This window comes from Pseudomonas entomophila (genome assembly GCF_029193575.1).
Lineage (GTDB): Bacteria > Pseudomonadota > Gammaproteobacteria > Pseudomonadales > Pseudomonadaceae > Aquipseudomonas > Aquipseudomonas entomophila_G.
Window position 1 is genome coordinate 77,919 of sequence record NZ_JARGCS010000029.1, and the last position, 21,780, is coordinate 99,698.

Genomic DNA, 21,780 nt, shown 5'->3' on the forward strand with positions numbered 1-21,780 from the left:
CAAAGTGCTAAAAGCTGTTCGGTTTTCCGGATATTTCTCAGATAATCATCTCCTGCGCGAACACCCCCGCGCCATGGAATGGATTTGACAAATCCCGTTCCTGTTCTCATAGTGAGGTACCGCAAACGTTTGCGATCCGATAAAAACCACAAGATTCGGAGTTCCCTCCATGAAAGTTCCGTTCCCCGGTCGCCTGCTGGCTGTCGCCGTTCTCTCCACGCTTTCCTTCGCCCTGCCGCTGTCCCAGGCCCACGCCGAAGACAAACCCAAGGTCGCCCTGGTGATGAAATCCCTGGCCAACGAATTCTTCCGCACCATGGAAGACGGCGCCAAGGATTACCAGAAAGCCCACCCCGAGGATTTCGAACTGGTCGCCAACGGCATCAAGGATGAAACCGACACCAGCAACCAGATTCGCATCGTCGAGCAGATGATCGCCACCGGCGCCAAGGCACTGGTCATTGCCCCGGCCGATTCCAAGGCCCTGGTCCCGGTGATCAAGAAGGCCATGGACGCTGGCATCACCGTGGTCAACATCGACAACCGCCTCGACCCCGAAGTGCTCAAGAGCAAAGGCATCAGCGTGCCCTTCGTCGGCCCTGACAACCGCAAGGGCGCGCGTCTGGTCGGCGACTACCTGGCCCAGCAGAAGCTCAAGGCGGGTGATCAGGTCGGCATCATCGAGGGCGTGCCGACCACCACCAATGCCCAGCAACGCACCGCCGGCTTCAAGGACGCCATGGAAGCCGCACAGATGAAGATCGTCTCGGTGCAGTCCGGCAATTGGGAAATCGACAAGGGTAACGCCGTCGCCGCCTCGATGCTCAATGAATACCCCGACCTCAAGGCCTTGCTGGCCGGCAACGACAGCATGGCCCTGGGCGCGGTCTCCGCCGTGCGCGCCGCTGGCAAGTCCGGCCAAGTGCAGGTGGTCGGCTACGACAACATCAACGCCATCAAGCCGATGCTCAAGGATGGCCGCGTGCTCGCCACTCTCGACCAGTCGGCCAGCCAGCAGGCGGTGTTCGGTATTCAGGCGGCGCTGAAGATGGTCAAGGGTGAAAAGCCTGGCGTCGATGCCGACAACGTCATCCAGACCCCAGTCCAACTCATTACCCAGTAACACCCCTCAGGAGTAACGGCCATGTCTGTAACGGCCAATGAAGTCGTGCTCGCGGTCACCGGGCTGGGCAAGACCTACGCCCAACCGGTGCTCGGCGATGTCACGTTGAGCCTGCACGCCGGCGAGGTGCTGGCCTTGACCGGCGAGAACGGCGCTGGCAAGAGCACCTTGTCTAAGCTCATCAGCGGCCTGGAAACCCCCACTACGGGGCAGATGACCTACCGTGGCCAGGCCTACCAGCCTGGCAGCCGTAGCGAGGCCGAGCGCCTTGGCGTGCGGATGGTGATGCAGGAGTTGAACCTGCTGCCGACCTTGACCGTGGCCGAGAACCTGTTCCTCGACAACTTGCCCAGCCGCGCCGGCTGGATCAGCCAGAAGCGCCTGCGCCAACTGGCTACCGCAGCCATGGCCCAGGTCGGCCTGGACGCCATCGATCCGGATACTCCGGTCGGCGAGCTGGGCATCGGCCATCAGCAAATGGTGGAGATCGCCCGTAACCTGATCGGCGACTGCCATGTGCTGATCTTCGACGAACCCACCGCGATGCTCACCGCTCGCGAGGTCGAGCTGCTGTTCACCCAGATCGAGCGCCTGCGCCAGCGCGGCGTGGCCATCGTCTATATCTCCCACCGTCTCGAAGAGTTGCAGCGCGTGTCCCAGCGCATCGCCGTGCTGCGTGACGGCAAGCTGATGTGTGTAGAGCCGATCGCCCGCTACGACAACAACCAACTGGTCAGCCTGATGGTTGGCCGCGAAGTGGGCGAGCACATCGACCTGGGCCGTCGTGAGATCGGCGCGCCGCTGCTCAAGGTCAACGGCCTCAGCCGTGCCGATAAAGTGAAAGATGTGTCGTTCGAGGTCAGGGCAGGGGAGATCTTCGGTATCTCTGGCCTGATCGGTGCCGGCCGCACCGAGTTGCTGCGCCTGATCTACGGTGCCGACCGCGCCGACAGCGGCAGCATCGAACTTGGCCATCCGCTGAAGCCGATCAACATCGATTCGCCCAAGGCCGCCGTGCGCGCTGGCCTCGCCTTGATCACCGAGGACCGCAAAGGCGAAGGCCTGCTGCTGCCTCATTCGATCAGCGCCAATATCGTGCTCGGCAACCTTGGCGCGGTATCGCGTGCCGGTGTGCTCGATGCCGACGCTGAACGCGCCATGGCTGAACGGCAGATCAACGCCATGCGCATTCGCAGCGCCAGTTCCGCCCAGGCGGTCGGTGAGCTGTCGGGCGGTAACCAGCAGAAAGTGGTGATCGGCCGCTGGCTGGAACGCAACTGCCAAGTGCTGATGTTCGACGAACCGACCCGCGGTATCGACGTCGGCGCCAAGTTCGACATCTATGGCCTGCTGGCCGAGCTGGCGCGCCAGGGCAAGGCCCTGGTGGTGGTGTCCAGCGACCTGCGCGAACTCATGCTGATCTGCGACCGCATCGCCGTGCTCTCCGCGGGCCGGCTGATCGACACCTTCGACCGCGACGCCTGGAGCCAGGACCAGATCCTCGCCGCCGCCTTCGCCGGTTATCAGAAACGTGACGCACTGCTGCACGAAGCAGCTCCCAGGATGGACGTATGAAGACCCCCTCCCTCGACACCGCCGGCAGCACCCCGGCACGCCGCAGTGGCACTTATTTCGGCCTGGGCACCTATTTGGGCCTGGCCGGCGCCTTGCTGGCGATGATCGTGCTGTTCTCCTTCCTGAGCAGCCACTTCTGGTCGTACAACACCTTCAGTACCCTGGCCAACCAGATCCCCGACCTGATGGTCCTGGCCGTCGGCATGACCTTCGTGCTGATCATCGGCGGTATCGACCTGTCGGTCGGTTCGGTGCTGGCCCTGGCCGCGTCCACCGTCAGCGTCGCCATCCTCGGCTGGGGTTGGGGCGTGCTGCCCGCCGCACTGCTGGGCATGGCCATCGCCGCGCTGGCCGGGAGCATCACTGGCAGCGTCACCGTGGCCTGGCGCATTCCCTCGTTCATCGTCTCGCTGGGCGTGCTGGAAATGGCCCGTGGCCTGGCCTACCAGTTCACTGACTCGCGCACCGCCTATATCGGCGACGCTTTCGCCTGGTTCTCCAACCCGATCGCCTTCGGTATCTCGCCTGCGTTCATCATCGCCTTGTTGGTGATCATCCTTGCCCAGTTGGTGCTGACCCGCACCGTGTTCGGTCGCTACCTGATCGGCATCGGCACCAACGAAGAGGCCGTGCGCCTGGCCGGCATCGACCCTCGCCCCTACAAGATCGGCGTGTTCGCCCTGATGGGGCTGCTCGCCGGTCTGGCCGCGTTGTTCCAGATATCGCGCCTGGAAGCCGCCGACCCGAATGCCGGCTCCGGCGTGGAGCTGCAGGTCATCGCCGCGGTGGTGATCGGCGGCACCAGCCTGATGGGTGGACGCGGCTCGATCATCAGTACCTTCTTCGGCGTGCTGATCATCTCCGTGCTGGCTGCGGGCCTTGCGCAGATCGGCGCGTCTGAGCCGACCAAGCGCATCATCACCGGGGCGGTCATCGTCATCGCCGTGGTGCTCGACACCTATCGCAGTCGGCGCGCCAGCCGGCGGAATTGAAAGCATGGCAACCATCAAAGACGTCGCGGCACTTGCGGGCATTTCCTACACCACGGTGTCCCATGTGCTGAACAAGACCCGGCCGGTCAGCGAGCATGTGCGCCTGAAGGTCGAGGCGGCCATCGCCGAGCTGGACTACGTGCCCAGCGCCGTGGCCCGCTCGCTCAAGGCGCGCAGCACCGCGACCATCGGCCTGCTGGTGCCCAACAACGTCAACCCGTACTTCGCCGAGCTGGCCCGGGGCATCGAGGATGGCTGCGAGCGCAACGGCTACTGCGTGATTCTGTGCAACTCCGACGACAACCCGAAGAAGCAGCGCAGCTACCTGCGCGTGCTGCTGGAAAAACGCATCGACGGCCTGGTGGTCGCTTCGGTGGGCGAAGACCGTGACCTGCTGGAAAGCCTGGCCAACGTGCGCACCCCCATGGTCATCGTCGACCGCGCCCTGGACGGCGTGGACGCCGACCTGGTGCGCATAGACCACCAGCAGGGCGCCTACCTCGCCACCCGCCACCTGCTCGAACTCGGCCACCGCGACATCGCCTGCATCGGTGGCCCGGTGGAGACCGGTGTGAGTCAACTGCGTGTGGCGGGTTTCCGTCGCGCCATGGCTGAAGCCGGCCTGAGCGTGGCCGAAGACCGAGTGCTGCACAGCGACTTCACCAGCCCCGGCGGCCATGCTGCGGCGGCGCGCCTGCTCGACGGCAAGCGGCCCACGGCGATCTTCGCCGGCAACGACATGATCGGATTTGGCGCATTGCGTGCCGCCGCCGAACGCAATATCGACGTGCCTGGCCAGTTGTCGGTGATCGGGTTCGACGATATCGAACTCAGCCGCTACGTCTACCCGCCGCTGACCACCGTCGGCCAGTCGATCCGTGAGCTGGGCGAGAGCGCTGCGGAACTGCTGCTGTCGCGTATCGCCTCACCTAACCATGGCGCAGCCGAGCAACGCATCGTCGCGCCGCGTATCGTGCTGCGCGAGTCCACCGGGCCGCGCCCGGACCTGTTCAATGATTACCGTTAAGGAATACCCATGCATGCCAAGGTCGTAGTGGTCGGCAGCCTCAACATGGACCTGGTGGCCCGCGCCGAGCGCCTGCCGCGAGGCGGCGAGACGCTCGCCGGCGACAGTTTCTTCACCGTGCCCGGTGGCAAGGGCGCCAACCAGGCCGTGGCTGCCGCGCGTCTGGGCGCCAGTGTGGCGATGGTCGGCAGCGTCGGCGACGATGCCTACGGCCAGCAGCTGCGCCAGGCGCTCGACGTGGAGGGCATCGATTGCCAGGCGGTGAGCGTCTGCCCGGGCGTGTCCAGCGGCGTGGCGCTGATCGTGGTGGATGCCGCGAGCCAGAACGCCATCGTCATCATTCCGGGTGGCAACGGCCTGCTAACGCCGCAAAGCGTGGAGCGTTTCGATGCGTTGTTGCAGAACGCCGAAGTGATCATCTGCCAGCTGGAAGTGCCGCCGGCTACCGTCGCCTGGACGCTGGCCCGTGGTCGCGAGTTGGGCAAGACCGTGATCCTCAACCCGGCGCCGGCCAGCGGCCCGCTGCCAGCCGAGTGGTTCGCGCATATCGACTACCTGATTCCCAATGAAAGCGAAGCCGAGGCGCTCACCGGGCTGCCGGTCCATGACATGGACAGCGCCCGCCGCGCCGCCGAGCAGCTGCGCGCGTGGGGCGCCGGCAAGGTGATCGTCACCCTGGGTGCCCAGGGCGCATTGTTCGTCAGTGAAAGCGGCAGCCAGCACTTCCCGGCCACACCGGTGAAGCCGCTGGACACCACCGCTGCCGGCGATACCTTCGTCGGCGGTTTCGCCGCAGGCTTGGCGCGGGGGCTGGAGGAGGGCGAGGCGATCGTCTGTGGTCAGCGCGCCGCAGCGATTTCCGTCACTCGCGCCGGCGCCCAGCCGTCGATCCCGTACCTGGCGGAGTTGGCCGAATGAAGAAGACCGCACTGCTCAATATCGCCCTGTCGCGCACCATCGCCGGCCTCGGGCATGGCGACATCCTGGTGATCGGCGACGCCGGGTTGCCGGTGCCGCCGGGCGTCGAACTGATCGACCTGGCGTTGACGCCGGGGGTGCCGGATTTCGCCAGTGTGCTGCGCGTGGTGCTCAGCGAGATGCAGGTGGAGCGGCACGTGCTGGCCGAGGAGATCTTCCAGGTGGCGCCACCGGCCCTGGTTGAGGTCGAGGCGCTGCAGGCCTCGGGATTGCTCGGTGAGCGGCAACGGCTGCATCACAATGAGTTCAAGGAGTTGACCCGGCGGGCCAAGGTCGTGGTGCGCACCGGGGAATGCAAGCCGTACAGCAATATCGCGTTGGTTGCGGGCGTTACGTTTTAGTTGGCGTTGTGGGTGTTCGTGCTGCCCTGTCGCGGGGCACGCCCGCTCCTACAGGTACGGCGCCGCTCCTGAGAATTTGCCCGGCGATTGGGCCGGCATGAACACCCTCAACGGCAATTGATCCACCCAAATCCCAATAAGAATGAAAAGGAGTGCTCGATGTTGATCAAGACCGCCAAACGTTTGCTACAGGGAGTCGTCATCATGTCCACCTTGGCCGCAGCCGCCGTGCACGCCGCCCCGCGGGACCTGATCATCGACACCGACCCGGGCGCCGACGATGTAGTCGCGCTGTTCCTGGCCATGGCCTCTCCCGATGAGCTGAAGATCCGCGCCATCACCACCGTCGCCGGCAACGTGCGCCTGGACAAGACCTCGCGCAACGCCCGCCTGGCCCGTGAGTGGGCCGGCCGCGAGGACATCCCGGTCTACGCAGGCGCCGGTCGCCCACTGGTGCGTGCGCCGATCTACGCCGCCGACGTCCACGGCGAAGAGGGCCTGACCGGCGTCCCCGTGCACGAGCCCAAGCAGGGCCTGGCCAAGGGCAACGCCGTGCAGTACCTGGTCGACACCCTGGGTGCCGCCGAACCCCACAGCATCACCATCGCCATGCTCGGCCCACAGACCAACCTGGCCCTGGCGTTGATCCAGCAGCCGGACATCGTCAAGGGCATCAAGGAAGTGGTGATCATGGGGGGGGCCCACTTCAACGGTGGCAACATCACCCCGGTAGCCGAATTCAACCTGTTCGCCGACCCGCACGCCGCCGAAGTGGTGCTGGCCAGCGGCGTCAAGCTGACTTACCTGCCGCTGGACGTGACCCACAAGGTCATCACCAGCGACGCCCGCCTCAAGCAGCTGGCCGACGTCAACAACGGCGCCAGCAAGAAGGTCGTGGACATTCTCAACGCGTACATCAAGTACGACATGGACAAGTACGGCATGTCAGGCGGCCCAGTGCACGACGCCACCGTCATTGCCTACCTGCTCAAGCCCGAGCTGTTCAGCGGCCGGCAGATCCACATGACCGTCGACAGCCGCGAAGGCCCGACCTTCGCCCAGACCGTCGCCGACTGGTATGGCGTGCTCAAGCAGCCGGCCAACGTGATGTGGATCGAGAACGGCGATGCCCAGGGCTTCTTCGACCTGCTCAGTGCGCGTCTGGCTCGATTGAAATAGCGTCGTGTGGCGCGTAGCGCTCGAACACCTGTTCGATGAAGCTGCGCGCCGCCTCGCTGCCGCGGTCGCGCACCAGCAGGTCGATGGCGATCAGCAGCAGCTCCTCGGGTGTGCCTGGGCTGTAGGCGCTCTGGCCCTCGGCCCATTTCACCTTGATGTCGGCGTCGATACTGTGGCTGCTCATGAAAGGTACTCGCTGCGGGCCCGGACTTGCGGTCGAACACCGCTCCTGGCGTTCGCAGCGGAGGCGAGGCGCGCTCCACTTCTTCGAAGTAAATCATGCCTTTGCGGCGGTCGCCCTGCGACTTAAGCATAAGCAGCGCGCCCGGTCTAACCAACGGTGCGGTGCAAAATTCCGACACGATTGCCTTTGGCCTCGCTGCGCTGCTTCAGGCAGACTTGAGCGGTTTTGCAACAAACTGTTAGTGGAGCGGTCGCATAAGGCAGTTCCCAAAGTCGATTAGGAGGATTCATGTTCCGTACCCGCGCTTCCCTGGCGACCCTGCTGGTGGCTGCTGTCTTGGCTGGTTGCAGCACTGGCGGCTCTTCGGCTGGCGGTAGCGCCGCGCCGTCCGCCCCGGCTGGCGGTGATGGCCGTTGCACTGCCAGTGGCGCCGACTTCGCCGTCGGCAAGCAGGGCACTCCGGAGCTGCTCGAGCAAGCCCGCAAGGCCAGCGGTGCGCAGATGGCGCGCATCCTCCATCCGCATGACGTGGTCACCCTGGAATACCGCTCCGAGCGTCTGAACCTGAACGTGGACGAGCAGGGCAAGGTTAGCCGCGTCAACTGCGGTTGATGCTGGGGGTAGGGTGGCAGTGCCGGCCCTATCGCCAAACCCCGCCCATAAAAAACCCGCCGATTAAGGCGGGTTTTTTTGCAACTGAATCCGAATTACTCCGGACGAACCTGTGCAGCCTGCATGCCCTTCTGGCCGCGCTCGGCAACGAAGGAAACAGTCTGGCCTTCTTTCAGGCTCTTGAAGCCGTCGGACTCGATGGCCTTGAAGTGTACGAACAGGTCGTCGCCGCCGCCTGCTGGGGTGATGAAGCCGTAGCCTTTTTCATCATTGAACCATTTGACGGTGCCTTGTTGGCGATTGGACATGGGGTGACTCTCCAGAAACGTTATTTATTCGAAGTGCAATGTTGCCGAGGCTACGCAGCACCGGCGACATCATAGTCTAATTCTGCGGATGTAGCGCTCTTTACCTTAGCCGGATACTGATCCAGCGCAAAGAATGCACGGATCGCCCTGCATTGGGGAGGCGTTACTTGGGCTTGCAGGCAGCACTCACGGCCGCCTGGGCCCGCTGCATCAGCTTGGCGTCAACGCCGTCCTTGCTGTCCAGGTCCTGGATCTCCTTGTCGGTGAAATTCTTTTTGATGGCATCGGCACCGCATTTGCAGTGCATATTGGCCGTCTTGGCGTCGACGCCTTGCCCAGAGGCCACTTGGATGCATTGATCCATGTAGGCGCCTTCCTTGCCGGCCGGGAAATTGCCAGCCGTGGCCGTCACCGGCAGCAGCAGGGCCCCTGCGGCGGCCAGGGCCAGAAGAGACTGAAGTCGCATAACCAGACACTCCTTGGGTTAGGTCTCATCAAGAGTAGGTTGCTTCAGAAGGTCTGATAGGAAATTTTCCGCACAAGTTCACCCCTCGCGCGTAAATTCCAAATATTTCTGCCGGCCGCGCAACCCGCGTGCTAGCATGCCCGGCTTGCAGCTCACCACTCGAAGCTCGCAACTTTTCCAGTCACTCTGGTTCGTCCCTGCATGGTCGAAAGGCTTCTGCCACTGTGAGGCAGGCTTTCCCCCGGGAAAGGCAGGTCGGATCTTGTACTGGCTCATCCCAACCCACGTGACCTTTGGTAGGGGTCACCACTAGGAGAGGAGGCGCCATGCCCACCATTACTCTTCCCGATGGCAGTCAACGTTCGTTCGACAACGCCGTTACCGTTGCCGAAGTCGCCGCATCCATTGGTGCGGGCCTCGCCAAGGCCACCCTGGCCGGCAAGGTCGACGGCAAGCTGGTCGACGCCTGCGACCTGATCGACCACGATGCCACCCTGCAGATCATCACCCCTAAAGATGAAGAGGGACTGGAGATCATCCGTCACTCGTGCGCCCACCTGATCGGCCACGCGGTGAAGCAGTTGTACCCGACCGCCAAGATGGTGATCGGCCCGGTGATCGACGAAGGCTTCTATTACGATATCGCCTACGAGCGTCCTTTCACCCCCGACGACCTCGCCGCCATCGAACAGCGCATGAATCAGCTGATCGAAAAGGACTACGACGTCATCAAGAAAATGACCCCGCGTGCCGAGGTCATCGACGTGTTCACCACCCGTGGCGAAGACTACAAGCTGCGCCTGGTCGAGGACATGCCGAACGAGCAGGCCATGGGCCTGTATTACCACGAAGAATACGTCGACATGTGCCGTGGCCCGCACGTGCCGAATACCCGCTTCCTCAAGGCGTTCAAGCTGACCAAGCTGTCTGGCGCCTACTGGCGCGGCGATGCCAAGAACGAGCAGTTGCAGCGCGTCTACGGCACCGCCTGGGCCGACAAGAAGCAACTGGCCGCCTACATCCAGCGCATCGAAGAAGCCGAGAAACGCGACCACCGCAAGATCGGCAAGCAGCTCGACCTCTTCCACCTGCAGGAAGAAGCCCCGGGCATGGTGTTCTGGCACGCCAACGGCTGGACCATCTACCAGGTGCTCGAGCAGTACATGCGCAAGGTCCAGCGCGAGAATGGCTATCTCGAGATCAAGACCCCGCAGGTCGTCGACCGTATCCTCTGGGAGCGCTCCGGCCACTGGTCTAACTACGCCGAGAACATGTTCACCACTTCGTCGGAAAGCCGCGACTTCGCGGTAAAGCCGATGAACTGCCCGTGCCACGTGCAGGTGTTCAACCAGGGCCTGAAGTCGTACCGCGACCTGCCGCTGCGCCTGGCCGAGTTCGGTGCTTGCCACCGTAACGAGCCGTCCGGCGCGCTGCATGGCATCATGCGTGTGCGTGGCTTCGTGCAGGATGATGCGCACATCTTCTGCACCGAAGAACAGGTGAAGAAGGAAGCTGCCGACTTCATCAAGCTGACGCTCGACGTGTACAAGGACTTCGGGTTCACCGACGTGGCCATGAAGCTGTCGACCCGTCCGGCCAAGCGCGTGGGTTCCGAAGAGTTGTGGGACCGCGCCGAAGGCGCTTTGGCCGACGCTTTGAACGAGTCCGGCCTGGAGTGGGAATACCAGCCAGGCGAGGGCGCGTTCTACGGCCCGAAGATCGAGTTCACCCTGCGCGACTGCCTCGGCCGTAACTGGCAGTGCGGCACCCTGCAGTACGATCCGAACCTGCCGGAACGTCTCGATGCCAGCTATATCGCCGAAGATAACAACCGTAAGCGCCCGGTCATGCTGCATCGCGCGATCCTCGGTTCGTTCGAGCGCTTCATCGGCATGCTGATCGAGCACTACGCCGGTGTGTTCCCAGCTTGGCTGGCCCCGACCCAGGCGGTGATCATGAACATCACCGACAAGCAGGCCGATTTCGCCCTCGAGGTGGAAAAATCCCTGAACGGTAGCGGTTTCCGTGCCAAGTCTGACTTGAGAAATGAGAAGATCGGCTTTAAAATCCGCGAGCATACTTTGCTCAAGGTCCCGTACCTTTTGGTTATAGGGGATCGCGAAGTCGAAACGCAGACCGTCGCCGTACGCACTCGTGAAGGCAAAGACCTCGGCTCCATGCCTGTCTCCCAATTCACCCAACTGCTCACTGACGCAGTGGCACAGCGCGGTCGCCTAGAATCGGAGTAATGACTATTAAGCGTGAAATGAGAAACGATAAACGAACTGCACCGAAGGCCCCGATCAACGAGAATATCTCGGCACGCGAGGTTCGGTTAATTGGCGCTGACGGCGAGCAGATTGGCATCGTCTCGATTGATGAAGCGCTGCGAATCGCTGATGAAGCGAAGCTGGATCTGGTAGAGATCTCTGCCGACGCGCAACCGCCCGTCTGCAAAGTCATGGACTACGGCAAGCACCTCTTCGAGAAGAAGAAGCAGGCCAACGAAGCCAAGAAAAATCAGAAGCAGATCCAGATCAAGGAAATCAAGTTTCGTCCAGGGACGGAGGAAGGGGATTACCAGGTAAAACTACGCAACCTGGTACGTTTCCTAAGCGATGGGGACAAGGCCAAGATCTCTCTGAGATTCCGCGGTCGTGAGATGGCCCACCAGGAGCTGGGGATGGAACTGCTGAAGCGGGTCGAAACCGACCTCGCCGAATACGGTACCGTCGAACAGCATCCTAAGATGGAAGGACGCCAGCTTATGATGGTCATCGCCCCCAAAAAGAAGAAATAACCTCCCGGGCACGGCAGGCCTGATGGTTATGTGTAATTTTATCGAATGCGGAGTTCCAACATGCCAAAAATGAAAACCAAGAGCGGTGCTGCGAAGCGTTTCCTGAAAACGGCTTCCGGCTTCAAGCACAAGCACGCTTTCAAGAGCCACATCCTGACCAAAATGTCGACCAAGCGTAAGCGTCAACTGCGTGGTAGCAGCCTGCTGCACCCGTCCGACGTGGCAAAAGTCGAGCGCATGCTGCGCGTACGTTAATTCTGGTCAACGATAGAGGAAGTTACTCATGGCTCGTGTAAAGCGCGGCGTCATCGCTCGTAAGCGTCACAAGAAAATTCTGAAACTGGCTAAAGGCTACTACGGTGCGCGCTCGCGCGTATTCCGCGTTGCCAAGCAGGCGGTCATCAAGGCAGGCCAATACGCCTACCGCGACCGTCGCCAGAAAAAGCGTCAGTTCCGCGCTCTGTGGATCGCTCGTATCAACGCCGGTGCCCGCACCAACGGTCTGTCCTACAGCCGTCTGATTGCTGGCCTGAAAAAGGCGTCGATCGAAATCGACCGCAAGGTTCTGGCCGACCTGGCAGTGAACGAAAAAGCGGCGTTTGCTGCGATTGTCGAGAAAGCTAAAGCCGTCCTGGCTTAAGTACCCGCGACAATCATCCGGCGGCGCTCTGCGCCGTCGGGTGTAAAACGTCATCGATAGGGGAAGAGCCTTCAAAGCTCTTCCCCTATTTTCGTATCTGGAGTCTGTACATGGAAAACCTGGACGCGCTGGTCTCCCAAGCCCTTGAGGCCGTGGAGCGCGCTGAAGACATCAATGCCCTGGAACAGATCCGGGTCCAATTCCTCGGCAAGAAGGGCGAGCTGACCCAGGTGATGAAGACCCTGGGCAACCTGCCAGCCGAAGAGCGCCCCAAGGTCGGTGCGCTGATCAACGACGCCAAGGAACGCGTCACCGAAGTGCTCAACGCACGCAAGGCCGCCTTCGAAGAGGCCGAGCTGAACGCTCGCCTGGCTGCCGAATGCATTGATGTGACCCTGCCAGGTCGCGGCCAGGCCACCGGTGGCCTGCACCCGATCACCCGTACCCTCGAGCGCATCGAGCAGTTCTTCACCCACATCGGCTACGGCATCGCCGAAGGCCCTGAGGTCGAAGACGACTACCACAACTTCGAAGCGCTCAACATCCCTGGCCACCACCCGGCCCGGGCGATGCACGACACCTTCTATTTCAATGCCAACATGCTGCTGCGCACCCACACCTCCCCGGTGCAGGTGCGGACCATGGAGTCCAGCCAGCCGCCGATCCGCATTGTCTGCCCGGGCCGTGTCTACCGCTGCGACTCGGATATCACCCACTCGCCGATGTTCCACCAGATCGAAGGCCTGCTGGTCGATCGCGATATCAACTTCGCTGACCTCAAGGGCACCATCGAGGAGTTCCTGCGGGTGTTCTTCGAAAAAGAACTGGCGGTGCGCTTCCGCCCGTCGTTCTTCCCCTTCACCGAGCCTTCGGCGGAAGTCGACATGGAGTGCGTGATGTGCTCCGGCAAGGGCTGCCGCGTGTGCAAGCAAACCGGCTGGCTGGAAGTCATGGGCTGCGGCATGGTGCACCCGAACGTGCTGCGCATGTCCGGTATCGACCCTGAGCAGTTCTCCGGCTTCGCCTTCGGCATGGGCGTGGAGCGCTTGGCCATGCTGCGTTATGGCGTCAACGATTTGCGTCTGTTCTTCGACAACGACCTGCGGTTCCTGGCGCAATTCCGCTAGGCCGAACCCGACGCAACTTTCAGGAGAAGAACAGCATGAAATTCAGTGAACAGTGGCTGCGCGGTTGGGTAAACCCGCAAGTCTCCCGTGACGACCTGGTCGCCCGCCTGTCCATGGCCGGCCTGGAAGTCGACAGCGTAACCCCCGCTGCAGGCCAGTTCAGCGGCATCGTAGTGGGCGAGATCCTCGCCACCGAACAGCACCCGGACGCCGACAAGCTGCGTGTGTGCCAGGTCGGCAACGGCCAGGAAACCTTCCAGGTGGTCTGCGGCGCCCCCAACGCGCGCCCCGGCATCAAGATCCCGTTCGCCATGATCGGTGCCGAGCTGCCGGGCGACTTCAAGATCAAGAAGGCCAAGCTGCGCGGCGTCGAGTCGTTCGGCATGCTCTGCTCGGCCGCCGAGCTGCAGATCAGTGAAGAGAACGACGGCCTGCTGGAACTGGCCAGCGACGCTCCGGTAGGGCAGGACATCCGCCAGTACCTGAACCTCGACGACGCCAGCATCGAGATCGGCCTGACCCCGAACCGCGGCGACTGCCTGTCCATCGCCGGCTTGGCTCGCGACGTCGGCGCCCTGTACGACGTACCGGTCACCCGTCCGACCGTGCCAGCGGTACCGGCCGCCCACGATGAAGTGCGCCCGGTCGACGTGTCGGCCTCGACCGCCTGCCCACGCTACCTGGGCCGCGTGATTCGCAATGTCGACCTGAGCAAGCCAACCCCGCTGTGGATGGTCGAGCGCCTGCGCCGCAGCGACGTGCGTAGCATCGACGCCGCCGTCGACATCACCAACTACGTGATGCTCGAACTCGGCCAGCCGATGCACGCCTTCGACCTGGCGGAAATCAACGGCGGCATCCGCGTGCGCATGGCCGAGGAGGGCGAAAAACTGGTCCTGCTCGATGGCCAGGAAGTCGCCTTGCGTGCCGACACCCTGGTGATCGCCGACCACACCCGTGCCCTGGCCATCGCCGGCGTCATGGGCGGCGAGCACAGCGGCGTGAACACCGAGAAGACCCGCGACCTGTTCCTCGAAAGCGCTTTCTTCGAGCCTGTCTCGGTCGCTGGCAAGGCCCGTTCCTACGGCCTGCACACCGACGCCTCGCACCGCTACGAGCGCGGCGTCGATTCGCAACTGGCCCGCGAAGCCATGGAGCGCGCCACCGCGCTGCTGCTGGAGATCGTCGGCGGCGAAGCCGGCCCGATCGTCGAGGCGGTCAGCGAAGCGCACCTGCCCAAGGTCGCTCCGGTCACCCTGCGTGCAGAGCGCATCAGCCAGATGCTCGGCATGGACATGGACCCTGCGCAAGTCGAGCAACTGCTCAACGCCCTGGGCCTGGCCACCACGGCCAGTGGGGCAGGGCAGTGGACCGTCGAAGTCCCTAGCCACCGCTTCGACATCAGCCTGGAAGTCGACCTGATCGAAGAACTGGCGCGCCTGTACGGCTACAACCGCCTGCCGGTCCGTTACCCGCAAGCCCGCCTGGCCCCGAAAGCTCGCCCGGAAGCCCGTGCCGAGCTGCCGACCCTGCGTCGTCTGCTGGTTGCCCGCGGCTACCAGGAAGCCATCACCTACAGCTTCATCGACCCGAAACTGTTCGAGCTGTTCAGCCCGGGCGTCGAGCCGCTGCTGCTGGCCAACCCGATCTCCAACGACATGGCCGCCATGCGCGCGTCGTTGTGGCCGGGCCTGGTCAAGGCGCTGCAGCACAACCTCAACCGCCAGCAAGACCGCGTGCGCCTGTTCGAGAGCGGCCTGCGCTTCGTCGGCCAACTGGGCGACCTCAAGCAACAGCCGATGCTCGCCGGTGTGGTCAGCGGAAGCCGCCTGCCTGAAGGTTGGGCCAACGGCCGCGACGGCGTCGACTTCTTCGACGTCAAGGCCGACGTCGAAGCCCTGCTGGGCTACGCTGGCGCCCTGGGCGAATTCACCTTCAGCGCTGGCAAGCACCCGGCCCTGCACCCCGGCCAGACCGCTCGCATCGAGCGTGATGGCAAGGAAGTCGGCTACCTCGGCGCCCTCCACCCGGAGCTCGCCAAGGCCCTTGGCCTGGAGCGCCCGGTGTTCGTCTTCGAGCTGGTCTTGGGTGAAGTGGTCGATGGCAGCCTGCCGAAGTTCAGCGAACTGTCCAAGTTCCCGGAAACGAGGCGTGACCTGGCTTTGATCGCAGGACGTGATGTTGCTTCTAGCTCGGTTCTTGAAGTAATTCGTGACAATGCAGGCGAATGGCTCACAGACCTCAGGCTGTTTGATGTCTACCAGGGTAAAGGCATTGATCCTGATAGAAAAAGCCTGGCCGTCGGCTTGACCTGGCAGCATCCATCGCGCACTCTTAACGACGATGAGGTGAACACTACCCTGCAAAATATCCTCACCTCGCTTGAACAAAGGTTGAACACCACGTTAAGGAAATAACGGTATGGGTGCTCTGACGAAAGCTGAGATGGCCGAAAGGCTGTACGAGGAGCTGGGGCTCAACAAGCGCGAGGCCAAGGAGCTGGTCGAGCTGTTTTTCGAAGAAATTCGACACGCGCTTGAAGACAACGAGCAGGTCAAGTTGTCCGGTTTTGGCAACTTCGACCTTCGCGACAAACGCCAGCGGCCGGGCCGCAACCCCAAGACAGGGGAAGAGATCCCGATCACCGCGCGCCGCGTCGTCACCTTTCGTCCAGGGCAGAAACTGAAAGCCCGGGTTGAGGCCTATGCTGGAACCAAGCCATAACGACGAGCTGCCCCCCATTCCGGGCAAACGCTACTTCACCATCGGTGAGGTCAGCGAGCTCTGTGCGGTAAAACCGCACGTGCTGCGTTACTGGGAACAGGAGTTCCCGCAGCTCAACCCGGTCAAGCGACGTGGGAACCGGCGGTATTATCAGCGCCAAGACGTGCTGATGATCCGCCAGATCCGCGCTTTGCTGTACGACCAGGGCTTCACCATCGGCGGGGCGCGCTTGCGCCTCTCCAGTGACGAGGCCAAGGATGACACCACCCAGTACAAGCAGCTGATTCGGCAGATGATCGCCGAGTTGGAAGATGTGCTGGTGGTGCTCAAGAAGTGACCTGAGCCGACGGGTGGAAAGTTTTTTGAAAAAAAGCTTTCATTAATCAAAAGGTTAGGGTACATTTCTTTTCGTTCTCAGCAGCATCGAGAACATGCTTCAAAGCCCAGTCGGGGCGTAGCGCAGCCCGGTAGCGCACTTGCATGGGGTGCAAGGGGTCGAGTGTTCGAATCACTCCGTCCCGACCATTATTGAAACGAAAAAGCCCAGTCGGAAACGACTGGGTTTTTTTTTGCGCTTGCTCAGCGATGATGGCAATGAGATATTATCGTCATTTGCTGCTACTTATAGATTCGTTGCCTAGCGTCGAGCCTATATGGAGTTTCTTCTTAACGCGAAAAGGGAAGCGGGTTAAGCGCGATGACAGGCTATTTCGGGTCAAGGGAAATAATTCAAGAAATCGCTGTCAACGATAGTTTGCGGTGTTTTTTTGTTGGATATGATCTTGCTGACGATACCCAGAATGGGCAGTATCGCTGGAAAGACTTTGTAAATGTACTGGTATCGGCAGTCCATGAGTTTGCTTTTGGAATGCATGAAGGTAGTTCTGTTCAGAGTAACAAATTAGTTGTCGCATTGTCCGATGCAGCAAAATCCATATATAAAATCGAAGATTTCTCTCGTGTGAAAGATATCTACCTTTCAGGCGGCCATCTGGATGATGATCTGGAAGATAAGTACCTGCGACGAGGGGAGTTTGGTGAGTTGTTATTGCATCTGATTCTGCGTGATAACTTTGGAACTATCCCGCTGTTGTCGAAAATCTACTTCAAAGATTCCTATGGTCATACCGTTCATGGTTTTGACTCGGTGCATATAAACCCGGAAACTAAAAGTTTATGGCTTGGAGAGTCAAAGCTATACATGGATCCCTTTAAGGGTGTAGCTGCTCTTGTCAAAGATTTAGGAGAGCATATTCGCTCAGACTACATGGCGGATGAGTTCTCCATAATTTCGAAAAAAATCAAGCACTTTTCATTTCATGAAGATGTTGAGTATTGGACGAAATGGATGAGCAGTGCCAAGCGATTAAAGGAAAAGCTTACAGATATCTATATACCTATGCTTTGTACCTATTCATGCGAAACCTTTAGCACCTATGATGATGAGGTTGATGCATTTAAAAAGGAGCTGGTTGATCAAGCAAGAGCTATATCAAAAAAATTTCATGATGGAAATAATCATGCGTGGAAATCCAAGATAAACATTGTTCTTATTCTGCTGCCTGTGAAGTGCAAAAAAGAATTAGTAAAAAGGTTGCATCAGAAGCTAGGAATGATGCAGGTGTTGGGGGATTGATGAATGGACTCTTTTGATCTGATTTCGTTAGTTGCGAAGGCGGATAAGCTTGATTTTGATAGTGCTTTCGATGTTTTGAAAAGCGCTTCAGAGCTGCTAGTGAATGATAAAGATCCAGAAAATGAGGTAGCTATTTCTATTCTTGAGAATAGAGATAAGTTTCCGTCGGCCTTGGATGAAATGTTTGCTGACCTTATTGAATCCTATGGATTATATCCATATCTGCAACGAGAGAATCTGGTCGTTCGCTCCACTAGCCACTCTATAAGAGTAGCCTACCATCAGGCTGTATCTGGAGGTGAGCGTTTGCTTCATGAGGAACAAAAGTATATATATAACTTGCTTGCTCGTGATCGTGCAAACTTAATTGTCAGTGCGCCTACTAGTTTCGGTAAGAGTTTAATAATTGAAGAGCTCGTGGCGTCTGGTATTTATAGAAATGTGGTGATTATTCAGCCTACGTTGGCTTTATTGGATGAGACGAGACGTAAGTTAAATAAGTATTCAGATAGATACAAGCTCGTTGTGAGAACATCTCAAGAACCATCGGATGTTCTTGGTAATATATATTTGCTTACCGCGGAGCGAGTTAATGAGTATAAGCATTTTGTCGCAATTGATTTGTTGGTCATGGATGAATTTTATAAGTTAAGTGCGAGGCGCGATGATGAGCGATCGGATGCATTGAATAACGCTTTTTATTTTATGCTAAAGAGTTTCTCTCCGCAATTCTATTTGTTGGGTCCGAACATAGATGGTATTTCTGCTGGTTTTAATGAGAAATATAATTCTGTGTTTTATAAAAGCGATTACAAGCTCGTACTTAATAGTGGTGTCAATACGTATGAAAAATATACGGGGCAGTTCGGCCCTCGCGGAGCTAAAAAGAAAGTAAAGGAGAGGGCGCTTTTTTCATTGCTTGACAGTTTTGATTCTCAGCAGACCATTATTTACTGTTCGTCCCCAGCTCGTGTTCGCTCCTTGGCAAGAGCTTATCTAGAACATTTGCAGTCCTCAAACAAGCTTTTGTTGCAAGATGAGTTGAGCATAATTTCTTGGATAGAAATAAATGTTGATCCTGAGTGGGTCTTGATAGATCTATTAAAGTCAAGAATAGGTATTCATGATGGGGCGTTACAAAAACACATCACCAATAGTATGCTTGATTTCTTTGAGAGAGGTAAGCTGGATGTTTTGTTTTGTACTTCAACGATTATCGAGGGTGTTAATACAAGTGCGAAAAATGTAATTTTTTATGATGATGTGAAGGGTGCTGATAAGCCAGTTGATTATTTCGACTATTCGAATATTAAGGGGCGAGCCGGTCGGATGATGCAGCACTACAGCGGTGTGGTCTATAATTTCAATCCGGTTCCTGAAAAGCAAGAGACAATTGTTGATATTCCATTTTATGAACAGAGCCCTATTTCAGATGAGGTGCTCATACAGCTTGAAGGCTCAGAGGTTAACGATAGAGAAAGTAAGCAGTATCAGGAGTTGCTGGCGCTGAGCTGGGGTGTTCGTGAGCTTGTGAAGGCGAATCACATGAACGTGCAAGGGCAACTTAAGTTGCTCGATTACCTGCGCGAGGTCGTATATGAAAAACATGAGCTTTTGAATTGGTCCTATTATCCTAGCTATGATCAGTTGCAATTTGTTATTGAACTGGCATGCAAATACTTGGCGCTACCTGGAGAGCTTGTTAAACCAATGTCTCCGGCGAGGTTGACTAAACTTACTTATGATTATGGGCGGCAAAAAAGCATTTATGTGCTGATTCGTAACATGAGAAACTATAAGCTTTCGCAGTTGGATGTTAGTCGACTTGATGAAGTGTCATGCAGAAAAAAGATGAAGGATATCTTGGATGACTCTGTTAGGGAGGGGTTCCAGGTTTTGAAACATTGGTTCCAATACAAAATTCCAAAGTGGTTGAGTGTTGTGAGCAGTATTCAAGAGTTTGTATGTCGAGAGAAGGGCTATAAATTTGGCAGTTACTCCTATTATGCGTCGCAGATTGAAAATGATTTTATTCAGTCGAACTTATCTATTCTAGATGAATACGGTGTCCCTTCAACTGCAGCGAAAAAATTAGAGGGGGTTGTGCCGGACGATATATCTGAGGATAAGGTGCTTAAGTATATTCGTGAGCGTCGCCTTCACTTAAGATCTGATCTTTTAGACTATGAGCGAGATAAAATAATTGATCTCTTAGATTTATAAGTTTTTTGTAAGGGTGTATATTTTGACTCTTGTTTGAGGTGGTGTAGAGTATTATTGGTCGATTGGCTCGGGTAAAAAATGTGAGCGATCTTACATTGGGTGCATTTGTAGAGCGGCGTGGGCGAAGACAGTGCGGGTGTCCTCCAGACGATGGTTGAGTGTAGCTGATATCGTTTGGGCTGACGGACGCCCGATGGCACCCGTCTACCTAAGTCATAGTGTCGCTATTAAATTGTTATTCTAGAAAATTTGATGTTAAAAATTCAAATGGCGATCAGATCGAGTACTTTGAGATTTACTTGGTGGCAGAGATCAAGAACGACACCAGAGTCGATTCCGTCGGGAGTTTCAATCGAGAAATTTACGCACGAACTAAATATTGTCCCATTCTTGTGATGCGACCCCGCCCGCTCTCGAAGTGAGCAGCTTGGGTGGGCTCTCAGCAAGGCACTCTTGAATCGCTCTACAGCCTCTCCAGACTCTACAACTAGCATTAGCCTATGGTTCTTTCGTGCTAGCCTGTCGAATTTGTCTCCCGCAAACCGTAGATCTGCTAGTAAAGATTCGATGTTGTCTAGGCGCTCAATTAAAATTGTTTTAGCGTCGCTTGATCGAGAGACTCTAGTAGTACTCGGTTTTTCCTTACTCGTGTCACAGGGTTATCCGCATCACTCCGGGTCATTGCTCCTTCGATAGCAACTCGTAAAGCCGGGGTAAGCTCAAACACGCCTCGCATGTCATTAGTGTAAAAGACGGTTCTTTCATCTGAAATATCAAACGGGAGCTTTGTCCCAAGCTCTGCAATCGCCACAACTGGCAGGCCAGTGCAGTGCCTAACCGCCAATTCGTACATTACATTCGGATTCAGCTCTGATAGGTTTGCTACCACAAGCTCTGCCGTAAGAACGTGTTCCACGACCTGTCGTGTAATGGACCCCGTCAAAGATATCTCATGCGCTACATAGACATCGAATCCCATTTCGCTGAGTAAGGGCTTAAGTACAGAGCTAATCAGGCCATCCGCTGCTCGCCTAGTAGAAGAGTCGCTAGAGCCTATCGGCGTCACAATGAAGCAATTCTTACTCTTATTGGGCGCTAGGCTCGAATTAGTTGTTTTTGCAGGACGTTCCTTTGTCACTTTTCAATTGCGCTCATAAAAAGTCGTGTAATATACACTATGTTATATTACTAGGCTACCTTTGCTGAGCTGCATTGGCGCATTTGTTGCGGAGCACAATATAACTAAGTGAAAAAGTCTACCTGGGTGCTCGGTAGTGTTTGCAGAAGCTGCTGTAGAGTAGTTACCTATAGGCTTTTCGTTCAAGCTTGATTAGGCTCTGTCTGAAAAAAGCCGTCGCATACACCGCATGACACAAGCCAGCGAGACCATCGCGGCATAACTTTTCGCGAGCTTGTCGAAGCGCGTGACGATTCGGCGGTTCTCTTTCAGCCAGTCAAACATGCGTTCGATGATGTTGCGCTGTCGGTATTTGGGCCGGTCGAACAGTCTGGGCAAGCCAGGCTTGGGCTTGCGCTTCATCGAGCGCAGCGGGATGACGGGTTGCATTCGATATTGGTCGCAGTAGCGGCGTAGCGCTTCGGCGTCGTAGCCCTTATCGGCAAGCAGCCATTTACAGCGCTTGCGCGGGCGGCCACGTTGGCTCGATGGAATGCCGACCTCGTCCAACAGTGGTTGTGCGTAGCTGATGTCACTGGCTTGACCACCAGAGAGAAGGAAGCGCAACGGTATCCCGTTGGCGTCGCAGAGCATGTGGATTTTGGTTGTCAGGCCGCCACGGCTGCGGCCTAGAGCGTGATCGGCAGGCTCGTCAGGCCCCCTTTTTT

Annotated in this window: 22 protein-coding genes and 1 tRNA gene; 19 read left to right on the top strand and 4 right to left on the bottom strand. The window is 58.1% G+C overall.

Annotated features, from left to right (window positions below):
* Positions 1-169 precede the first annotated feature (169 nt).
* The 7 genes from P0Y43_RS13230 to P0Y43_RS13260 all read left to right on the top strand — a co-directional run bounded on the left by P0Y43_RS13230 (position 170) and on the right by P0Y43_RS13260 (position 7,215).
* Positions 170-1,123 carry a sugar ABC transporter substrate-binding protein gene (locus P0Y43_RS13230; RefSeq protein ID WP_275637701.1) on the top strand — a complete coding sequence of 318 codons (954 nt, stop codon included), beginning with the start codon at positions 170-172 and terminating at the stop codon, positions 1,121-1,123.
* A gap of 21 nt (positions 1,124-1,144) precedes the next feature.
* Positions 1,145-2,698, top strand: coding sequence for a sugar ABC transporter ATP-binding protein (locus P0Y43_RS13235; protein WP_275637702.1), 1,554 nt, complete (start codon positions 1,145-1,147; stop codon positions 2,696-2,698).
* Positions 2,695-3,690 carry an ABC transporter permease gene (locus P0Y43_RS13240; protein ID WP_275637703.1) on the top strand — a complete coding sequence of 332 codons (996 nt, stop codon included), beginning with the start codon at positions 2,695-2,697 and terminating at the stop codon, positions 3,688-3,690. Before P0Y43_RS13235 ends, P0Y43_RS13240 begins: the two co-directional genes overlap by 4 nt.
* A gap of 4 nt (positions 3,691-3,694) precedes the next feature.
* The gene (locus tag P0Y43_RS13245; protein WP_275637704.1) at positions 3,695-4,717 is read left to right on the top strand and encodes a LacI family DNA-binding transcriptional regulator; all 1,023 of its coding nucleotides are present in this window, start codon (positions 3,695-3,697) and stop codon (positions 4,715-4,717) included.
* 9 nt (positions 4,718-4,726) lie between these two features.
* The gene (rbsK, locus tag P0Y43_RS13250) at positions 4,727-5,635 is read left to right on the top strand and encodes a ribokinase (RefSeq protein WP_275637705.1); all 909 of its coding nucleotides are present in this window, start codon (positions 4,727-4,729) and stop codon (positions 5,633-5,635) included.
* Complete coding sequence (gene rbsD, locus P0Y43_RS13255) at positions 5,632-6,036, top strand: D-ribose pyranase (RefSeq protein ID WP_275637706.1); 405 nt, start codon at positions 5,632-5,634, stop codon at positions 6,034-6,036. Before rbsK ends, rbsD begins: the two co-directional genes overlap by 4 nt.
* A gap of 204 nt (positions 6,037-6,240) precedes the next feature.
* Positions 6,241-7,215, top strand: coding sequence for a nucleoside hydrolase (locus P0Y43_RS13260; protein WP_275637717.1), 975 nt, complete (start codon positions 6,241-6,243; stop codon positions 7,213-7,215).
* On the opposite strand, the gene P0Y43_RS13265 is transcribed toward P0Y43_RS13260, so the two are convergent.
* Positions 7,187-7,399, bottom strand: a complete 213-nt coding sequence (locus P0Y43_RS13265) for a hypothetical protein (RefSeq protein WP_275637707.1) — start codon at positions 7,397-7,399, stop codon at positions 7,187-7,189. The genes P0Y43_RS13260 and P0Y43_RS13265 overlap by 29 nt on opposite strands.
* Positions 7,400-7,687: 288 nt before the next feature.
* Between P0Y43_RS13265 and P0Y43_RS13270 the strand changes: the two genes are divergently transcribed.
* A complete protein-coding gene (locus P0Y43_RS13270; protein ID WP_275637708.1) occupies positions 7,688-8,011 on the top strand; it encodes an I78 family peptidase inhibitor in 324 nt (107 codons plus the stop codon).
* Between the two features lie 95 nt (positions 8,012-8,106).
* Here the strand turns inward: P0Y43_RS13270 and P0Y43_RS13275 are convergent, their stop codons facing one another.
* Together P0Y43_RS13275 and P0Y43_RS13280 are read right to left on the bottom strand one after the other, a co-directional pair.
* Positions 8,107-8,319 carry a cold-shock protein gene (locus tag P0Y43_RS13275; RefSeq protein WP_003250656.1) on the bottom strand — a complete coding sequence of 71 codons (213 nt, stop codon included), beginning with the start codon at positions 8,317-8,319 and terminating at the stop codon, positions 8,107-8,109.
* Positions 8,320-8,482: 163 nt separating this feature from the next.
* Entirely contained in the window at positions 8,483-8,785 is a 303-nt protein-coding gene (locus P0Y43_RS13280) for a hypothetical protein (RefSeq protein ID WP_275637709.1), read from the bottom strand.
* Positions 8,786-9,111: 326 nt separating this feature from the next.
* On the opposite strand from P0Y43_RS13280, the gene thrS reads away from it, so the two are divergent.
* The 11 genes from thrS (at position 9,112) to P0Y43_RS13335 (ending at position 19,935) form a co-directional block, all read left to right on the top strand.
* A complete protein-coding gene (gene thrS, locus P0Y43_RS13285; RefSeq protein ID WP_275637710.1) occupies positions 9,112-11,034 on the top strand; it encodes a threonine--tRNA ligase in 1,923 nt (640 codons plus the stop codon).
* Positions 11,034-11,585 carry a translation initiation factor IF-3 gene (gene infC, locus P0Y43_RS13290; protein ID WP_011533207.1) on the top strand — a complete coding sequence of 184 codons (552 nt, stop codon included), beginning with the start codon at positions 11,034-11,036 and terminating at the stop codon, positions 11,583-11,585. The genes thrS and infC overlap by 1 nt, the downstream gene beginning before the upstream one ends.
* Before the next feature lie 60 nt (positions 11,586-11,645).
* Positions 11,646-11,840 (top strand): 50S ribosomal protein L35, encoded by a 195-nt coding sequence (rpmI, locus tag P0Y43_RS13295; RefSeq protein WP_009394045.1) that lies wholly within the window; start codon positions 11,646-11,648, stop codon positions 11,838-11,840.
* A gap of 28 nt (positions 11,841-11,868) precedes the next feature.
* Positions 11,869-12,225: a 50S ribosomal protein L20 gene (gene rplT / locus P0Y43_RS13300; protein ID WP_003250671.1), complete on the top strand. Its 357-nt coding sequence runs from the start codon at positions 11,869-11,871 to the stop codon at positions 12,223-12,225.
* A gap of 110 nt (positions 12,226-12,335) precedes the next feature.
* Positions 12,336-13,352 carry a phenylalanine--tRNA ligase subunit alpha gene (gene pheS, locus P0Y43_RS13305; protein WP_275637711.1) on the top strand — a complete coding sequence of 339 codons (1,017 nt, stop codon included), beginning with the start codon at positions 12,336-12,338 and terminating at the stop codon, positions 13,350-13,352.
* Positions 13,353-13,387: 35 nt separating this feature from the next.
* Positions 13,388-15,769 carry a phenylalanine--tRNA ligase subunit beta gene (pheT, locus tag P0Y43_RS13310; RefSeq protein ID WP_275637712.1) on the top strand — a complete coding sequence of 794 codons (2,382 nt, stop codon included), beginning with the start codon at positions 13,388-13,390 and terminating at the stop codon, positions 15,767-15,769.
* A 4-nt stretch (positions 15,770-15,773) separates the two neighbouring features.
* Positions 15,774-16,076: an integration host factor subunit alpha gene (gene ihfA / locus P0Y43_RS13315; protein WP_009394049.1), complete on the top strand. Its 303-nt coding sequence runs from the start codon at positions 15,774-15,776 to the stop codon at positions 16,074-16,076.
* Complete coding sequence (locus P0Y43_RS13320; protein ID WP_043213594.1) at positions 16,057-16,413, top strand: MerR family transcriptional regulator; 357 nt, start codon at positions 16,057-16,059, stop codon at positions 16,411-16,413. Before ihfA ends, P0Y43_RS13320 begins: the two co-directional genes overlap by 20 nt.
* 111 nt (positions 16,414-16,524) lie before the next feature.
* A tRNA-Pro gene (locus P0Y43_RS13325) sits at positions 16,525-16,601 on the top strand.
* A gap of 172 nt (positions 16,602-16,773) precedes the next feature.
* On the top strand, positions 16,774-17,712 hold the full coding sequence (locus P0Y43_RS13330; protein WP_275637713.1) for a HamA C-terminal domain-containing protein: 939 nt from the start codon (positions 16,774-16,776) through the stop codon (positions 17,710-17,712).
* Positions 17,713-17,715: 3 nt separating this feature from the next.
* Positions 17,716-19,935, top strand: coding sequence for a DEAD/DEAH box helicase (locus tag P0Y43_RS13335; protein ID WP_275637714.1), 2,220 nt, complete (start codon positions 17,716-17,718; stop codon positions 19,933-19,935).
* Between the two features lie 1,330 nt (positions 19,936-21,265).
* On the opposite strand, the gene P0Y43_RS13340 is transcribed toward P0Y43_RS13335, so the two are convergent.
* Positions 21,266-21,780: IS5 family transposase (locus P0Y43_RS13340; protein ID WP_275637715.1), on the bottom strand; the 515-nt coding region annotated here is incomplete at its 5' end.

What these genes read in the sequence shown, in the direction of transcription:
- P0Y43_RS13320 (WP_043213594.1), top strand. Translation starts at nt 16,057, where the DNA reads ATGCTGGAACCAAGCCATAACGACGAGCTGCCCCCCATTCCGGGCAAA.
- P0Y43_RS13265 (WP_275637707.1), bottom strand. Translation starts at nt 7,399, where the DNA reads ATGAGCAGCCACAGTATCGACGCCGACATCAAGGTGAAATGGGCCGAG.
- rpmI (WP_009394045.1), top strand. Translation starts at nt 11,646, where the DNA reads ATGCCAAAAATGAAAACCAAGAGCGGTGCTGCGAAGCGTTTCCTGAAA.
- P0Y43_RS13240 (WP_275637703.1), top strand. Translation starts at nt 2,695, where the DNA reads ATGAAGACCCCCTCCCTCGACACCGCCGGCAGCACCCCGGCACGCCGC.
- P0Y43_RS13270 (WP_275637708.1), top strand. Translation starts at nt 7,688, where the DNA reads ATGTTCCGTACCCGCGCTTCCCTGGCGACCCTGCTGGTGGCTGCTGTC.
- thrS (WP_275637710.1), top strand. Translation starts at nt 9,112, where the DNA reads ATGCCCACCATTACTCTTCCCGATGGCAGTCAACGTTCGTTCGACAAC.
- ihfA (WP_009394049.1), top strand. Translation starts at nt 15,774, where the DNA reads ATGGGTGCTCTGACGAAAGCTGAGATGGCCGAAAGGCTGTACGAGGAG.
- P0Y43_RS13260 (WP_275637717.1), top strand. Translation starts at nt 6,241, where the DNA reads ATGTCCACCTTGGCCGCAGCCGCCGTGCACGCCGCCCCGCGGGACCTG.
- P0Y43_RS13230 (WP_275637701.1), top strand. Translation starts at nt 170, where the DNA reads ATGAAAGTTCCGTTCCCCGGTCGCCTGCTGGCTGTCGCCGTTCTCTCC.
- P0Y43_RS13245 (WP_275637704.1), top strand. Translation starts at nt 3,695, where the DNA reads ATGGCAACCATCAAAGACGTCGCGGCACTTGCGGGCATTTCCTACACC.
- P0Y43_RS13280 (WP_275637709.1), bottom strand. Translation starts at nt 8,785, where the DNA reads ATGCGACTTCAGTCTCTTCTGGCCCTGGCCGCCGCAGGGGCCCTGCTG.
- P0Y43_RS13275 (WP_003250656.1), bottom strand. Translation starts at nt 8,319, where the DNA reads ATGTCCAATCGCCAACAAGGCACCGTCAAATGGTTCAATGATGAAAAA.
- P0Y43_RS13235 (WP_275637702.1), top strand. Translation starts at nt 1,145, where the DNA reads ATGTCTGTAACGGCCAATGAAGTCGTGCTCGCGGTCACCGGGCTGGGC.
- rplT (WP_003250671.1), top strand. Translation starts at nt 11,869, where the DNA reads ATGGCTCGTGTAAAGCGCGGCGTCATCGCTCGTAAGCGTCACAAGAAA.
- P0Y43_RS13335 (WP_275637714.1), top strand. Translation starts at nt 17,716, where the DNA reads ATGGACTCTTTTGATCTGATTTCGTTAGTTGCGAAGGCGGATAAGCTT.
- pheS (WP_275637711.1), top strand. Translation starts at nt 12,336, where the DNA reads ATGGAAAACCTGGACGCGCTGGTCTCCCAAGCCCTTGAGGCCGTGGAG.
- P0Y43_RS13330 (WP_275637713.1), top strand. Translation starts at nt 16,774, where the DNA reads ATGACAGGCTATTTCGGGTCAAGGGAAATAATTCAAGAAATCGCTGTC.
- rbsK (WP_275637705.1), top strand. Translation starts at nt 4,727, where the DNA reads ATGCATGCCAAGGTCGTAGTGGTCGGCAGCCTCAACATGGACCTGGTG.
- pheT (WP_275637712.1), top strand. Translation starts at nt 13,388, where the DNA reads ATGAAATTCAGTGAACAGTGGCTGCGCGGTTGGGTAAACCCGCAAGTC.
- infC (WP_011533207.1), top strand. Translation starts at nt 11,034, where the DNA reads ATGACTATTAAGCGTGAAATGAGAAACGATAAACGAACTGCACCGAAG.
- rbsD (WP_275637706.1), top strand. Translation starts at nt 5,632, where the DNA reads ATGAAGAAGACCGCACTGCTCAATATCGCCCTGTCGCGCACCATCGCC.